Source organism: Psychrobacter nivimaris, assembly GCF_043419765.1.
Lineage (GTDB): Bacteria > Pseudomonadota > Gammaproteobacteria > Pseudomonadales > Moraxellaceae > Psychrobacter.
In genome coordinates this window covers 811,028-825,174 of record NZ_JBHOFX010000001.1, presented here as the reverse complement: position 1 = coordinate 825,174, position 14,147 = coordinate 811,028, and the positions used below count along the sequence as shown (strand labels likewise).

13 protein-coding genes and 4 pseudogenes are annotated in these 14,147 nt (G+C 38.6%); 10 read left to right on the top strand and 7 right to left on the bottom strand.

Features of this window, described 5'->3' with window-relative positions; genetic code table 11:
* Nucleotides 1-82: 82 nt before the first annotated feature.
* From ACHEVO_RS03080 to ACHEVO_RS03070, 3 genes are all read right to left on the bottom strand, one after another.
* Nucleotides 83-1,756: an amidohydrolase gene (locus ACHEVO_RS03080; RefSeq protein WP_394123848.1), complete on the bottom strand. Its 1,674-nt coding sequence runs from the start codon at nucleotides 1,754-1,756 to the stop codon at nucleotides 83-85.
* Between the two features lie 133 nt (nucleotides 1,757-1,889).
* A complete protein-coding gene (gene nhaC, locus ACHEVO_RS03075; RefSeq protein WP_394123847.1) occupies nucleotides 1,890-3,314 on the bottom strand; it encodes a Na+/H+ antiporter NhaC in 1,425 nt (474 codons plus the stop codon).
* Between the two features lie 163 nt (nucleotides 3,315-3,477).
* Entirely contained in the window at nucleotides 3,478-4,554 is a 1,077-nt protein-coding gene (locus ACHEVO_RS03070) for an ornithine cyclodeaminase (RefSeq protein ID WP_394123846.1), read from the bottom strand.
* Between the two features lie 239 nt (nucleotides 4,555-4,793).
* Here ACHEVO_RS03070 and ACHEVO_RS03065 point away from each other — a divergent pair, with 239 nt between their 5' ends.
* Nucleotides 4,794-5,672, top strand: a complete 879-nt coding sequence (locus ACHEVO_RS03065; protein WP_394123845.1) for a LysR family transcriptional regulator — start codon at nucleotides 4,794-4,796, stop codon at nucleotides 5,670-5,672.
* Between the two features lie 264 nt (nucleotides 5,673-5,936).
* Here ACHEVO_RS03065 and ACHEVO_RS03060 read toward each other — a convergent pair whose 3' ends face one another.
* On the bottom strand, nucleotides 5,937-6,371 hold the full coding sequence (locus ACHEVO_RS03060) for a PACE efflux transporter (protein WP_394123844.1): 435 nt from the start codon (nucleotides 6,369-6,371) through the stop codon (nucleotides 5,937-5,939).
* Between the two features lie 91 nt (nucleotides 6,372-6,462).
* On the opposite strand from ACHEVO_RS03060, the gene ACHEVO_RS03055 reads away from it, so the two are divergent.
* Both ACHEVO_RS03055 and ACHEVO_RS03050 read left to right on the top strand, forming a co-directional pair.
* Nucleotides 6,463-7,341, top strand: coding sequence for a LysR family transcriptional regulator (locus tag ACHEVO_RS03055; protein WP_394123843.1), 879 nt, complete (start codon nucleotides 6,463-6,465; stop codon nucleotides 7,339-7,341).
* Between the two features lie 21 nt (nucleotides 7,342-7,362).
* Nucleotides 7,363-7,685 (top strand): annotated as a pseudogene (locus ACHEVO_RS03050) (SDR family NAD(P)-dependent oxidoreductase).
* 67 nt (nucleotides 7,686-7,752) lie between these two features.
* Here ACHEVO_RS03050 and ACHEVO_RS03045 read toward each other — a convergent pair.
* The 3 genes and pseudogenes from ACHEVO_RS03045 to ACHEVO_RS03035 all read right to left on the bottom strand — a co-directional run bounded on the left by ACHEVO_RS03045 (nucleotide 7,753) and on the right by ACHEVO_RS03035 (nucleotide 9,711).
* Nucleotides 7,753-8,381: pseudogene (locus ACHEVO_RS03045) on the bottom strand (IS3 family transposase).
* A 169-nt stretch (nucleotides 8,382-8,550) separates the two neighbouring features.
* Nucleotides 8,551-8,694: pseudogene (locus ACHEVO_RS03040) on the bottom strand (transposase); the annotation flags it as partial.
* Between the two features lie 105 nt (nucleotides 8,695-8,799).
* Complete coding sequence (locus ACHEVO_RS03035; RefSeq protein ID WP_347163321.1) at nucleotides 8,800-9,711, bottom strand: LysR family transcriptional regulator; 912 nt, start codon at nucleotides 9,709-9,711, stop codon at nucleotides 8,800-8,802.
* A 245-nt stretch (nucleotides 9,712-9,956) separates the two neighbouring features.
* On the opposite strand from ACHEVO_RS03035, the gene ACHEVO_RS03030 reads away from it, so the two are divergent.
* From ACHEVO_RS03030 to ACHEVO_RS03000, 7 genes and pseudogenes are all read left to right on the top strand, one after another.
* On the top strand, nucleotides 9,957-10,082 hold the full coding sequence (locus ACHEVO_RS03030) for a hypothetical protein (protein ID WP_394123842.1): 126 nt from the start codon (nucleotides 9,957-9,959) through the stop codon (nucleotides 10,080-10,082).
* Between the two features lie 40 nt (nucleotides 10,083-10,122).
* Nucleotides 10,123-11,478: a YjiH family protein gene (locus ACHEVO_RS03025; RefSeq protein ID WP_394123841.1), complete on the top strand. Its 1,356-nt coding sequence runs from the start codon at nucleotides 10,123-10,125 to the stop codon at nucleotides 11,476-11,478.
* A gap of 209 nt (nucleotides 11,479-11,687) precedes the next feature.
* On the top strand, nucleotides 11,688-12,308 hold the full coding sequence (locus ACHEVO_RS03020) for a cysteine hydrolase (protein ID WP_394123840.1): 621 nt from the start codon (nucleotides 11,688-11,690) through the stop codon (nucleotides 12,306-12,308).
* 29 nt (nucleotides 12,309-12,337) lie between these two features.
* Nucleotides 12,338-12,700, top strand: coding sequence for a RidA family protein (locus tag ACHEVO_RS03015; RefSeq protein WP_394123839.1), 363 nt, complete (start codon nucleotides 12,338-12,340; stop codon nucleotides 12,698-12,700).
* Between the two features lie 2 nt (nucleotides 12,701-12,702).
* Nucleotides 12,703-13,650 carry an ornithine cyclodeaminase family protein gene (locus ACHEVO_RS03010; protein ID WP_394123838.1) on the top strand — a complete coding sequence of 316 codons (948 nt, stop codon included), beginning with the start codon at nucleotides 12,703-12,705 and terminating at the stop codon, nucleotides 13,648-13,650.
* 96 nt (nucleotides 13,651-13,746) lie between these two features.
* Nucleotides 13,747-13,934: pseudogene (locus ACHEVO_RS03005) on the top strand (DDE-type integrase/transposase/recombinase); the annotation flags it as partial.
* Entirely contained in the window at nucleotides 13,900-14,127 is a 228-nt protein-coding gene (locus tag ACHEVO_RS03000) for a hypothetical protein (RefSeq protein ID WP_394123922.1), read from the top strand. The pseudogene ACHEVO_RS03005 and the gene ACHEVO_RS03000, both read left to right, overlap by 35 nt.
* The last annotated feature ends 20 nt before the right edge of the window (nucleotides 14,128-14,147 follow it).

Here is a 14,147-nt window from a genome sequence, read left to right as displayed (position 1 = left end):
ATCGAAATTTTTCAGTATCTAAATAAACAGGCCATATTATTAATATGGCCCTACTTCACCTAGGTTTGAGCATGAAATCCATCTATTGCGTAGATTGATATACAACTTCACCATCAATAACTGTATTTAATACTTTAATATCCTTTATTTTTTCAGGAAGAACTTTACGAGGATCTGCAGATAAGATAACAAGGTCTGCGCGTTTTCCCTTTTCAAGGGTTCCTGATATTTTTTCCTCAAATCCGGCATATGCGTTAGCAGATGTATAAGCAGTCAAAGCTTCTTCAACCGTTATTTTCTCCTCAGGTAACCAACCTTTAGGGTTAACATTATCAGTAGTACGACGTGTCACAGCAGCATATATGCCATCTAATGGTGACAGTGGTGCAACAGGCCAGTCTGAACCAAAAGTAAGAATAGCGCCGCTATCAAGAATATTCCGGAAGGCATACGTTGTTTTTATCCTTTTGCTACCAATACTTTCTTCGGCCCAGCGACCATCGTCAATTGCATGGTATGGTTGAGCAGAAGCAATAACTTTGTATTTACCAATAGTATCAATAGCTTCTTGGTTAGGATGTTGAAAATGTTCTATTCGGAAACGTAAAGATTCAATATTGTCGCCACCAATCTCTTGATAGTCAGTAAGTACGTTGTCAATGGCTTTATCACCAATGGCGTGAATAGCTAGTCGTAAATCTGCTGCAATAGCATCTGACATCATTTTTTTCAATTGTGTAGGGTTGGTAAGTGGCGCACCGCTGCTATTAGGATTGTTGAAATAAGGGTTGTAAAACCAAGCAGTTGCCGCACCTAAAGAACCATCAGCGAAACCTTTTACACCACCCCAACCAAGTTGTTCATCACCTCGGCCTTCTTTCTTAACTAGAGCGTCTAAGTCTTGCCAGTGTTCAATTGGCGTATAAACATACGCTCTAAGCTTCATTAGTCCTTGTGCTTTAGCTAAACGAAAATTATCTAGCATAGTTGCTTCTGTTTCATTAGCAGTCATAGCGAAGACTTTGGTCAATCCAACGCTTAAAGCTTGTGCTTGGGCAAGCTTAAACGCTTCTAACATTTCTTGCTCTGATGGTGAAGGAATGATTGAAAGTACGAGATTTAATGCATTACCTTTCAGTATTCCTGTAAGCTCTCCATTTTCATCTTTTTCAATTGTTCCACCCTCTGGTGCTTTTGTATACTTGGTAATACCAGCTTTAGCGAGGGCTGCAGAATTAACTAATGCCATATGACCATCTAAACGAATAACAAAGACGGGATTATCTTTGGTTGAACTATCAATCCAGTTCTTATTGGGTAGCTTACCTCCCCAGTTTTCGTGATCCCAATTGCCGTTGAGTATCCATCGACCTTTTTGGCTTTTTCGTGAGAAATCTGCAATACGATTTGTGAACTGCTCTGGTGATGCTGCGTCGCGTAAATCAACACTTGCTAGAGCAAACCCACCTTCGAAGAAATGTACATGATTATCAATAAAGCCTGGCATAGCGAAAGTACCTTTCAGGTCGACTACTTGTGTTTTAGGACCAGAAAATTCTGCTAAGCTTTTAGATGAACCAACTGCAACAATTTTCTTATCCTTAATAGCAATTGCTGATGCTGAAGTTTGAGAAGGTACGCCAGTCCAAACTGTCCCATTTTTATATATGACGTCAGCAAACTCTGCATAGCAACTCATACTAGACACCAGAGAGATAGTACAAAATAGTACCTGCTTGATGGTTATTTTCTTCATTGTTTTTCATCCTGAAAAATTATTTTTTGAGAGTTGATTTGTTGACTTTAAAGTTTCTTATTCTAGAACCCGCTATTTCATAAATATCTTTGTATTATTAAAATAAGTTCATAAAATAAGCCTCGAATCCTATCTAGTTAGTGGCCTTAATCATTGGCTTTGACTGAATATGCTGATCTGATTTTAGTTTCGTGATCGAAAACCCTGTAATGGCATATATTATTGAAATAATCGGTACAGAATAATTAAGAATGGCGTAAGGAGCGAAGTCTAAAACACCTACACCTAAAGTTGCTAAAATAAAGACTCCGCACGTATTCCAAGGTATGAACACGGAAGTTAGTGTACCTCCATCTTCTAAAGCTCTTGAAAGGTTTTTTGAATCTAGGCCACGTTCACGATATACACTAGAAAACATACGTGCTGGTACAACAACAGAGATGTATTGCTCAGAACAAGTTGCATTGGTTATAAAACAAGAAGCGATAGTAGTTGGGATAAGTGTTTTCGCAGATTTAGTCATACCTGACATTTTTTCTACGATAGATTTGAGCATGCCTGTGTTTTCAAGAACACCTCCAAAGGTCATTGCTACAATAGTCAGGGACACCGTATACATCATTGACTCAATTCCACCACGACTAAACAAGGAGTCAATAAAGGTATTACCAGTATCAATTATGTAACCGTTTTGCAAGGCGCTAATGGAAGATGCAACAGTACCTCCTTGTACAAAGATTTGACAAAGAAAACCAAGAAACACGCCAAAAGTTAGAGCTGGTATTGCAGGTATTTTGCAACCAACCATAATAATAACTGTTAGAGGCACCAGTAAAAGCCATGGTGATATAAAAAAACTATCCTGAATTAATGTCATAGTATTATTGATGTTTGTCAGCTCAGCTTCAGTGCTTACAAAGCTAGAACCCAAGTACCAATAAGCTATTAGTGCAATCAAAATCCCTGGAACAGTGGTATAAACCATGTTTTTAATATGGACAAATAAGTCAGTATTTGTGAGTCCAGCAGCCAGGTTGGTTGTATCTGACAGAGGAGACATTTTGTCGCCAAAATAAGCTCCAGATATGACTGCACCAGCTACCATTCCAGCTGGAATTCCCATACTAGCACCTATGCCCATCCCAGCAATTCCTATTGTTCCCATTGTCGACCAGGAACTTCCAATTGCTATAGAAACTACAGCACACATCAGTGTTATAGATACTAAAAATAGATCAGGCCTTAATAAGCTGAGACCGTAGTAAACCATAGTAGCTACTATACCTCCTCCCATCCAAGAACCAATAATCATACCAACTAAAATTATGATTACTACAGCGGGTAGTGCTAAGCGAATACCATCATAAATACTATCCTCTATTTTTTTCCAACTAAAACCCTGTTTCCAAGCTACTAATGATGCGATAATTGTACCTAGAGCCAGTGGAATATGGGGCGCACCCTTAAATACTACGATGGTAACTATCATGGCAGATACCATTATTAAAATTGGCATTAATGCCAAAAAAAACGGTATTTTTTTGTCTTCTTTTATCATTAATATCGTCCTTGATTATTAGGTTTCAGAATTTATTTATTAGTTTTTACACTTTTTGTAGAATGCTTTTCGCATATAAGATTAAAGATAGCGATTATCATTTTTTTAAAAGTTGATACAAAATAGTGGAAAAATAATATTATTTTGTATCAATAGACGATGATTAAGCCATAGCAGGAACTGGCGTTTTGCTGTAGTTATTTACTATTGAATAAAGATTTTTAGGATCAGGCTGTTGAGCGATCATATCTAAAAGCTCATATCCTTTCTGTTTGCTAATCAAGTCTCGTAAGAAGACCAAAGCTGTGAAGTCTTCTGATGCGAATCCTACACCATCAAACACTACAAGATCATTAGCTGAGGTACGAGCAGGTACTTCGCCTTTAAGAATTCTATGAAATTCGACAACAGGAAAGTCGCTTGATAGTTGTTGGATATCACCTTCAATACGTGTCTGAGGTTCAAACTCAACGATCACACGATCTGCTCTCATTAATATGTTCTTATCTAGCTCTGTCTTACCAGGACAATCACCACCTATTGCATTAATGAACACGCCCTCTGTAACTATGTTATCTCGTAGAATCGTTGCATTTCTTTTATCTGCTGTACATGTAGTAATAATTTCTGCACCTAGAACCGCTTCCTCTAACGTATTACAGATAACTATTTTTAAACCTGAATTTGATAAGTTATCAGCAGTTTTCTTCGATGCGGCTGGGTCAACGTCATATAAACGAACTTCGGAAATTCCTATTATTGCTTTCATACCTAATGCTTGGAATTCAGATTGAGCTCCGTTACCTATCAAGGCCAGTGTCTCAGCCTCTTTAGGGGCACAGTATTTGGCTAACATAGCTGATGTAGCCGCGGTACGTAATGCTGTAAGAATACACATTTCTGTAAGTAAAATAGGGTAGCCAGTTTCAACATCAGACAAGATTCCCATAGCCGCCACAGTCTGCAAATCTCGCTTAGTATTGATTGGATGACCATTTACATATTTACAGGCAAACATATTCCCATCGCTTACCGGCATTAACTCTATAACACCATCTTTAGAATGTGATGCAAAACGAGAAGACTTTTCAAACTTTTCCCACCTAAGAAAATCTTGCTCTAAAGCATCTACTAAATCTGTGATACATTGCTCAACACCATAATCGGAAATTACTTTAGCCATCGTCTGCACACTAATGAAAGGTATTCCTTGCTTGGGTGGTACGATAAAATTCAACATATTTTCTTACTCCTAGATTGTTTTGTGATTGATATGAAATATCTTCGCAAGAACAAATGTTGGTTAAGATATAAAAAAACTATAAAATAACCATTATTATCTTGCATCCTGGCTTATAGCGAATACGATCTTTAGTAGTACGCATTAAGCCTCGTAGGTAAATAAATAATTTATTTATCGAACTATTGTATTTGTGGAAGTTTAATAACCAAGTTGGAACCTATAGGATATACAGATAGATGAGTTTTTCATTAGAGCAACTAAAAGCTTTCGTAACGACTGTAGAAACAGGCTCTTTCTCTTCTGCTGCGCGTAAGTTGGGTAAAGCCCAGTCTGTTATTAGCACCGCTGTCTCCAATCTAGAAATTGATTTGGATAATAGTTTATTTATACGTAGCGGACGTTATCCAAAACTGACCCCAGCTGGAGAAAGATTATTAATGGAAGCTCAGGTAATACTTGAGCGTTATGAGCATTTTCGAGGAGTTGCACAAAGCTTAGGAGAAGGAATAGAGAGGCGTCTTGTAGTAGCTATTGATGACCTTTATTCCGATGCACAGCTTGGTACTTTAATGAAAGAGTTTTCCTATCATTTCCCTAGTGTAGAGCTAGAACTTTTGTTCCCTTCAATGGAAGATGTCAGCAGTTTAGTGTTAGAAAACCGTGCTGATTTAGGCATTATGTGGCGTCAAGAAATACTGCCTTCAGTGTTAAACTTTCATACGCTTGATTGGGTATCCTTGATACTGGTATGTGCACCAGAGCATGAACTCGCCCAACAGTCTGTAGAATGGGAAGAGTTAAAGCGTTATAGGCAATTAATGGTATCCACACGTAGTCATAGTGAAGAAAAAGCGCGGTTGCGAGTAGCTTCAGATGTTTGGTGGGTTGAGAGTCAGTGGGTAATCGTTGAATTGCTAAAATGCAATTTAGGTTGGGCATTTGTACCTGAGCATGTGGTTGCTAGTGCACTAAAAAATGGTTATCTAGTTGCACCAACATTGGCTTTTGATCAGCACGATTGGCCAGTTGCATTAGAAATAATTTGGCATAAACAACGTTCTTTGGGGAAAGCTGCCCTTTGGTTGAAAGCTGCAGCAATTGCTTTAAATAGATAGTTTCAATATCTCAACCTATACTTCAATATATTTAGTTTTCTCTGAAAACTAAGATTTTGTACCGATACTAAGCACCAATAGAGTGGCGAAGTCATATTTCGTTAGTATGTAAGCTAATGGCATTGGTGGCTGTGTTCACTAAAACAGTCAAAATGTACTTCGTAATGTATCTATCATAAGTATTCTATTCGTTGTTAGTGCGCTATACAGGTATCGAACTACTAGTGCTAGATATACATTATAGATCGTCTATTTTTGTAATATCTATGTCTTAGATTGGGATGATGTTTTTTGGATAGCAAAGATCTTATCGTAGCCCCAGTTATAGATAAACGCATGGACTAAATAAAAAATAGCCATCGTGATATCCATGATGAAAGCTTGCCAAAGACTAATACTTAAGTACCATGCAATCATTGGTAAGAACAATATTAGTAGACCCCCTTCGAACATAAAAGCGTGCAGAACCCGCATCGGTAGAGTCTTGTGAACATCGCCATATCGCTTCAACATAAAATGGTCGAATAGTAGGTTATAAAAATAATTCCAAATGGTTGCTATGATAGAGCCAAAGACTGCAATAGGGCCTATCGCATGCATGTTGAAGTCAAACAACCAGCTGATTAGGGTTACTAGAACCGCTAGACCAATTAACTCAAAACCTAAAGTATGACGAATACGATCTTTAGTAGTACGCATAAATATCTCTAACTTGTTTTAGTAATTTATCAACTTATTGTATCTGTTAAAATAAGATAACAAAGTAAGGTCCTATAGGATATATAGATAGATGGACGTATCATTAGAGCAACTAAAAGCTTTCGTAACGACTGTAGAAACAGGCTCTTTCTCTTCTGCTGCGCGTAAGCTGGGTAAAGCCCAGTCTGTTATTAGCACCGCTGTCTCCAATCTGGAAACTGATTTGGATAATAGTTTATTTATACGTAGCGGACGTTATCCAAAACTGACTCCAGCTGGAGAAAAACTTCTGGTAGAGGCCAGAATTATAATTGAGCGTTGTGAATACTTTCGAGGAGTTGCGCATAGTTTGAGCGATGGGGTGGAAGGAAAGTTGGTACTGGCAGTCGATGAGCTTTACCCCGAAGAGCAACTTGGTACTTTAATGAAAGAGTTTTCCTATCATTTCCCTAGTGTAGAGCTAGAACTCTTGTTCCCTTCGATGGAAGATGTCAGCAGTTTAGTGTTAGAAAACCGTGCTGATTTAGGCATTATGTGGCGTCAAGAAATACTGCCTTCAGTGTTAAACTTTCATACGCTTGATTGGGTATCCTTGATACTGGTATGTGCACCAGAGCATGAACTCGCCCAACAGTCTGTAGAATGGGAAGAGTTAAAGCGTTATAGGCAATTAATGGTATCCACACGTAGTCATAGTGAAGAAAAAGCGCGGTTGCGAGTAGCTTCAGATGTTTGGTGGGTTGAGAGTCAGTGGGTAATCGTTGAATTGCTAAAATGCAATTTAGGTTGGGCATTTGTACCTGAGCATGTGGTTGCTAGTGCACTAAAAAATGGTTATCTAGTTGCACCAACATTGGCTTTTGATCAGCACGATTGGCCAGTTGCATTAGAAATAATTTGGCATAAACAACGTTCTTTGGGGAAAGCTGCCCTTTGGTTGAAAGCTGCAGCAATTGCTTCAAATAGATAGTTTCAATATCTCAACCTATATTTGGCATTTATAGGTTACGTAAAGCGTGCAGCATATTGTGCAAGTAAAGGAGGTCTAGTTCAGCTAATAAAAGCTCTAGCTGTAGAATGGGCAAAGGAGGGTATACGCGTTAATGCTGTGGCACCGACTTTCATTGAAGCTGAGCTGACAGAAAAATGTTTAAAGATGAAGCTTTTAAAAAAGATGTCGATAGTAGAATTTTGCTGAACGGGTTATCCCAGTCGGAAGATATTTCGGGAGCAGGATTATATTTGGCATCAAATCTTGCTAGTTTTGTAAATGGTGAAACCATCAATGTTGACGGTGGTTGGACAGCTATATAAGTGAATACCTTTCTTCAGTATTGACCCCTGCTGTCAAATCTGTACAGTTAAACTTGGGAGATTTTAGTTACGCAGCCTGACAATAAAGGTCAAACCACATCTGCCTTAGCCACCTATAGCCTAAACCCTTTTGAATCCTAGTTTGGTTGTAATAAAGCTCTATGTATTGTGTGATCTCGTTGATCGCTGTAAACCTTGTTTTATATTTTTAATGGTATACAAGCTCATTTTTTAACGTACCTCAGAAGCTTTCTATATGAGCATTATCAAAGCAATTGCCTTTACCACTCATTGAAGCTCTAAAATGATGCTGCTTGATAATTTTGTGATAGGCATGACTGCAATACTGGCTGCCTCTATTAGAATGCACAACCAGCCCTTGGCTTTCTATTCTTAATTGCCATATTCAGTGCATGACAGACTAAATCGGCGGTCATGCGCTTACCTATGGCATATCCAACAAGCTCTTTGGTGTAGAGATCTTTAACACATGCTAAGTATAGCCAAAAGCTCAAGGTCATACTGCTCAGTTCCTAAAAGCTTGCCTTGATTGGCTTTGTTCTGCCAGTTGGGTAACGTTTGCATCGCTATACCAAGTTGCTTGGCAGTGGCTGAAATATTGCCGTTGTTGTCTGCTATCTTCTTAACGGCTTCTGCTGTAAGTTTTGTGCTGTAAGTTTTGATTTTCTTGGTCACGGTAAACTCCTCATCGAGTCGTTAGTTTACCAAGTTTATCTCTACGGCTTCTTCCGCATAGCTCACTATAGTCAATCCAAGATGAAAGAAGTACATCACATATCATGAAATAGTTTAGATAATTATTCTCCATCCAACCTTGGCGTAGAAACTTAGCTTTTGCCCATTTCTTTTCAATAGGATTTAAGTCAGGATTATAAGGTGGTAAAAATAATAGTCGATTACCATGCCTATTCAGAAGCCTTTTCACTCGTTTATGAAAACTGGCATTATCCATGACAATCACGCATTTAGTTTTAAGGCTTGGAATAAGTGTGTATTTACCTACCTCAATGATATTACCCTACTGACTCCAATGTCTTTATTTTTCAAAGATGGAAGCCCATTACTTCCAACTTTATTATTCTCAACCATAAAGCTATAAAGAATGACTAAGTTCCAGTTCAGAAATAAAATGCTCTATCACTTTAGACGAAGATTTTCCAGCTTTATAGACGGCCAGTATATCAGCACTCGCCATGGTGCTTTCAGGCTTCAAGATTCGCATTTTTCCTGAACGAATCCAAGGGTAAGCAAAGTGTACTGGGAGGTTCGCAATATACTGACCAGACAACACTAATAGCGCCAATCCTTCAATATTATAATGGGAGTTAGATTTCTCTGTATGTAGATTAAGGTCCAATTTTAACCCTTTAATGGATTCCAAATACCCTCTATCAATGCACCTAGAATTGGCAATTTCTAGATCGGTGATTTCACTATCATCTAGGTTAAAAAAATCATGCTTCGAGCCACAAAAAAGAGCATGTTGTGAAGAGTATAGTTTCTTATATTCCAAGGATATATTTAGTTGGTTAAACAGGCCTATCCCAACGTGTAAGCTACCATCCAATAATTTAGATTCTAGCTCGGAAGGATCACCAATTGTGATATTAATATGCACGGATGGGGCAGATTCTATAAAGTTTGCAATGGCAACATCCACATGAGAGTTAGAGTTACTGATAGCGTTGTCAATGATACCTAGATTAAGAGTCCCCGTTAGTTCCCCGCCCAAGCTGGATGAAACATTCTGAAATTCATCCAGTGCAGAAAACAACTGTTCGGAAGCAGCAATAATAGTCTCTCCATCCTCTGTGAGCTTAAAACCAGAAGCGCCTCGCTCGCAAAGCCTTGCGCCCAATCGTCCTTCTAGCTTAGACATTTTTGCACTAATGTTGGCCTGACTAATCCCTAAAGCCAGTTGAGCCTGAGTAAAACCACCATATTCATAAATAGCATAAAATACTCTAAGTAGCTTTATATCCACATCGTATAAATGTCTTAACATAACACTCCCAACTCATTAAATTATATTTTTGTTCTGAGAATCACTTTCGATTGCGTCGTCCTATAGAAAGGTACGATAAAGTTTACCACTTTCCAGTAAAAATGATAGTTGGTTGAAATTTTAAGCACAGAGTTAATATGTTTAAAGAATTCTCAACTTTTTTAAAAGCTAAGCGTTCCTGAAAACACACTATTTTTTACTTATGGATATATAAAAAAAACAATATTCTACATTGTATTGTAATTGTGAATAATAGATTGAGCAAGGAAGGCAAGGAAGGCAAGGAAAGCAAGGAAAGCAAGGAAAGCAAGGAAAGCAAGGAAAGCAAGGAAAGCAAGGAAGGCAAGGAAAGCAAGGAAGGCAACTATTGAAAATAGAATTCCTAACAAAAAATATAAATGAGAGTTATCAATGAACAAAAAAGTAGAGAAATTTAGCACTCAAGAAGTATTGAAATTCATAATACCCTCTTTAATTGGGGCTATGCTTTTTATGCTACCCATTAAACTTGAAGATAGATTCACTGTCCCTATCGCGGTATTAATCGATGCTTTAAATGATATGATATCGCCATATATGCTGGCCATATCTCTTATTGTTGCTGTCATCCCCTCTGTCATTAGCTTAACAATCACTCTTTTCAACTTATGGCCAAATAGCACTAATCGAATCATAAACATATTTAAACCAGGTTTGATTTGGTCTATTGTTCGAATTCTAGGGGCTATCACAATGGTCCTAGTGTATTTCAAAGTAGGACCAGAATGGATTTGGAGCGAATACACAGGTGGCATACTTTTAAACGAAGTCGCACCAATACTACTGGCACTGTATTTTGTGAGTGCTATCTTGTTACCACTTTTAACTGAATTTGGTTTAATGGAATTCGTAGGTACTCTATTAAATAAAACCTTCAGTAAAGCATTTGGTTTGCCTGGAAACGCTGCTATCGACAGCATGGCATCATGGTTATCTGCTACCAGCTTAGGTGTCATTTTGACTACTCAACAATACCGAGGTGGCCATTACACAAAACGTGAAGCCGCTGCCATTATGACAAGCTTTTCGGTCGTATCTGTAGGCTTCTCTTACGTGGTGTTGAAGTTTGTAAAAATGGAAGATTTCTTTATTCCTTGGTACTTTTCTGTGGTTTTGGCTGGCATATGCTGTGCTTTAATCATTCCTCGATTGCCACCTCTTCGTAATATTCCAAGCGAATACATGGAGGGAGTCAAGCGCCCAAATATTGACAACGTTCAAGAAGAGGGAGAGTCTCTATTTGGCTGGGCATTCCGTCGAGCCCTTCTACGTGCTAAAAGTGCCGATCCAATATCAAAACAGATTTCTGATGGTGTCTATACGGCAACCGATCTCGCGATTACGGTATACCCTTCCATGATGATTGTCGGTGTTCTAGGGCTCTCCTTAATAGAATACACCAATATAATGTCATACATTTCGATCCCTCTTGTACCAATTTTAGAATTGCTACAACTGCCTGAAGCGGATGCCGCTGCCATCGCCATTATGTCAGGTTTCATCGATTTGTTAATGCCCGTTATTATAGGTTCTAGCATTGAAAGTGAATTAACGCGATTTGTTATTGCTGGCGTTACTGTTAACTCTATTATTTTCTTATCAGAAGTGGCCCTCATAATGATGAAAGCCCAAATTGGACTTAACGTTTGGCGACTCTTCGTAATTTGGGTTTTAAGGTTGATGATTGCGCTCCCTATTATGACTATCATGGGCAATCTCATAATATAAGCACGCCTAATGAAAAACACTTTCAATGAAACTTTATTTACTGCTGCCACGTTGCAAGAAAAATAGCTTGGTGGCCATTCTAAAAACAATACATTTTTAAAATATAAATATAAAAAAGTTAATATTTTAAAAATTAAACAAAACAATCAGAATTAGTTTCAGTATCCAATGAAACAAACAATAAACATTCAAATTGAAGAGACTATTTTATGACGAATTCAAACCCTCAAAAAAAGAAACTTATCGAAGGCCGACCAGCTCTAATCGTTATTGATATCCAAGCCGGCGCTTTTATTCCACAAGATATCCGGGCTATTCCTCATATGCCTAACTACACAGAGAGATTAGCCAAGTCGAGGCTTGCCATAGATAAAGCTAGAGAGCAGGGCATTCCTGTCATTTTCATACAGGAAGTACATCGTCCAAACCTAGTAGATTTTGGTCGAGAATTAGATGGTAGCGAAAGTGTACATTGCATCGAAGGCAACCCTAATACTGAAATTGCAGTAGAAATCACCGGCTTTAGAGAAGATGACTATCTTATTAAAAAGCGTCGTTACTCCGCATTTTTTGGTACCGATTTTGAAATTTTACTTAAAGGGTTAAAAGTAGACACTCTCTTACTTTGTGGCGGCTTAACCGATGTTTGCGTTCATTACACCTTTGTAGATGGCCATCAATCTGATTATTTCTGCCGTGTTATTGAAGATTGTGTTGCTGGTTCAGGCACAGAAGCTCATGAATCCGCTCTGAATGCCATGGAGTATCTACAATCGGGTGCACGTCGTACATTGCAAGAAACACTTGATGCGTTTGACGAATATAAATAACGACTCACCACACTACCTTGGAGAATAAAATGACCATTCGCTACCATAAAAGCAATTCACGTATGAGTGAATTGGTAATCCATGAAAACACTGTATATGGAGCAGGACAAGTAGCTGATGACTACTACGCGGACGCAAAGACTCAAACACAACAGATATTAGCTAACATTGAGTCTTTATTAGCCGATGTTGGCTCCTCTAAAGAACACATTCTATCGGTTCAAATTTGGCTTTCTGATTTGAGTTACTTCGATCAACTAAACGAAGTATGGGACGCATGGGTAGTAGAAGACCGCCAGCCAGCTAGAGCCTGCGTCGAATCCAAATTGGCTAATCCAAATTGGAAAGTGGAAATGATGTTTACAGCAGCTCTACCTAAACCTAAGGTGTAATTATGAAAATGATTTCTGCAGAACAAGTTGCCTCAGCGTTAACTTGGCCGACAATGATAGAACGGCTACGACGAACCTTTGTTGAGGGTGTGACTTCCCCTAAAAGGCATCATCATGAAATGATGAGACCAGACGGCGAAGCAACAATGTTAATCATGCCCGCATGGGAAAATCATGGTTACATAGGCGTTAAAGTCATTAATGTGTTTCCTCAAAATACCGCCCATAATCTCCCTGCGATATCCGGTGTTTATCTATTGAGTGAGGGTCAACATGGTTCACCTTTAGCTTGCATCGATGGCAATGAATTAACGAGAAGGCGCACTGCTGCAGCTTCTGCGTTGGCGGCCAAAATGCTGGCTCGTAAGAATTCAAAAACCTTACTGCTTGTGGGTTCAGGTAAAGTGGCCTCAATGCTGCTCGAAGCACACTCGTCCATCTTCGACTTTGAACAAGTGCTAGTTTGGGGCTATAACAAAGACGAGGCAAAACAGCTAATAGAGCGTTACGAAAACAAATTTAATATACGCTTAGTAGATGAGTTAGAAGAGGCTTCTAAGCATGCTGATATTATTAGTTGTGCAACATTCTCCAGTACAGCATTGATCAAAGGAGAATGGTTGAAACCCGGTACACACTTAGACCTTGTAGGCTCATTTCGATCTGATATGCGCGAATCAGATGGTAACGCCATGGCTCGAGCCAGTATTTTTGTTGATACATATGAAGGCGCTAAAAACGAAGCTGGCGATATAATCAATGCTATCAATGAAAATTTTATCTCCTTCTCAGACATAAAAGCCGACCTTTTTGAACTCACTAGAGGGGAAAAAATAGGCCGTGCTAATGACGCTGAAATTACGGTTTTTAAATCTGTTGGCACCTCGCTAGAAGATTTAGCAGCAGCCATTGAAGTATGGGAACAAGTTTCCCTCAAGGAACTAAACTAAGTACTAGAACAAAAAAGAACAGGGTCCAGTCAGGCTCGATTCTGTTCTTTCATATCAGCTAAATTATAGGTTGTGTCGAAAAGTTTACCTGTTTATTGGAGAATTAATGGAACATATATCAAAGTCAAAGGAGTATGGTGTTACTACTATCGAGCCATCGATAAGTTCGGTACTACTTTAGACTTTATGTTATCAGAACACTGCAATGAAGATCCCGCTACCAGTTGTTTTGAAAAACGATAGAAAATAATGGTTGGCCAGACAAGGTCGTTATCGATAAAAATTACCTTATCAGGAAAAATAAATATCAATTCAAGTCCTGCAAAATTTGACCTGGTTGAAGGTCGTGCGGCATTAGTTGTTATTGATATTCAAAAGAGTACATGTCTTAAAAAAGAAGTGCGATCAATTGCTCATATACCTGAGTATGAGGTCCGTATGGCGCATCCAAGAGAGGCTGTAAATTTAATACTCTGATGAGCATAAGGGCAAGATTT

What these genes read in the sequence shown, in the direction of transcription:
- ACHEVO_RS03080 (WP_394123848.1), bottom strand. Translation starts at nt 1,756, where the DNA reads ATGAAGAAAATAACCATCAAGCAGGTACTATTTTGTACTATCTCTCTG.
- nhaC (WP_394123847.1), bottom strand. Translation starts at nt 3,314, where the DNA reads ATGATAAAAGAAGACAAAAAAATACCGTTTTTTTTGGCATTAATGCCA.
- ACHEVO_RS03070 (WP_394123846.1), bottom strand. Translation starts at nt 4,554, where the DNA reads ATGTTGAATTTTATCGTACCACCCAAGCAAGGAATACCTTTCATTAGT.
- ACHEVO_RS03065 (WP_394123845.1), top strand. Translation starts at nt 4,794, where the DNA reads ATGAGTTTTTCATTAGAGCAACTAAAAGCTTTCGTAACGACTGTAGAA.
- ACHEVO_RS03060 (WP_394123844.1), bottom strand. Translation starts at nt 6,371, where the DNA reads ATGCGTACTACTAAAGATCGTATTCGTCATACTTTAGGTTTTGAGTTA.
- ACHEVO_RS03055 (WP_394123843.1), top strand. Translation starts at nt 6,463, where the DNA reads ATGGACGTATCATTAGAGCAACTAAAAGCTTTCGTAACGACTGTAGAA.
- ACHEVO_RS03035 (WP_347163321.1), bottom strand. Translation starts at nt 9,711, where the DNA reads ATGTTAAGACATTTATACGATGTGGATATAAAGCTACTTAGAGTATTT.
- ACHEVO_RS03025 (WP_394123841.1), top strand. Translation starts at nt 10,123, where the DNA reads ATGAACAAAAAAGTAGAGAAATTTAGCACTCAAGAAGTATTGAAATTC.
- ACHEVO_RS03020 (WP_394123840.1), top strand. Translation starts at nt 11,688, where the DNA reads ATGACGAATTCAAACCCTCAAAAAAAGAAACTTATCGAAGGCCGACCA.
- ACHEVO_RS03015 (WP_394123839.1), top strand. Translation starts at nt 12,338, where the DNA reads ATGACCATTCGCTACCATAAAAGCAATTCACGTATGAGTGAATTGGTA.
- ACHEVO_RS03010 (WP_394123838.1), top strand. Translation starts at nt 12,703, where the DNA reads ATGAAAATGATTTCTGCAGAACAAGTTGCCTCAGCGTTAACTTGGCCG.
- ACHEVO_RS03000 (WP_394123922.1), top strand. Translation starts at nt 13,900, where the DNA reads ATGGTTGGCCAGACAAGGTCGTTATCGATAAAAATTACCTTATCAGGA.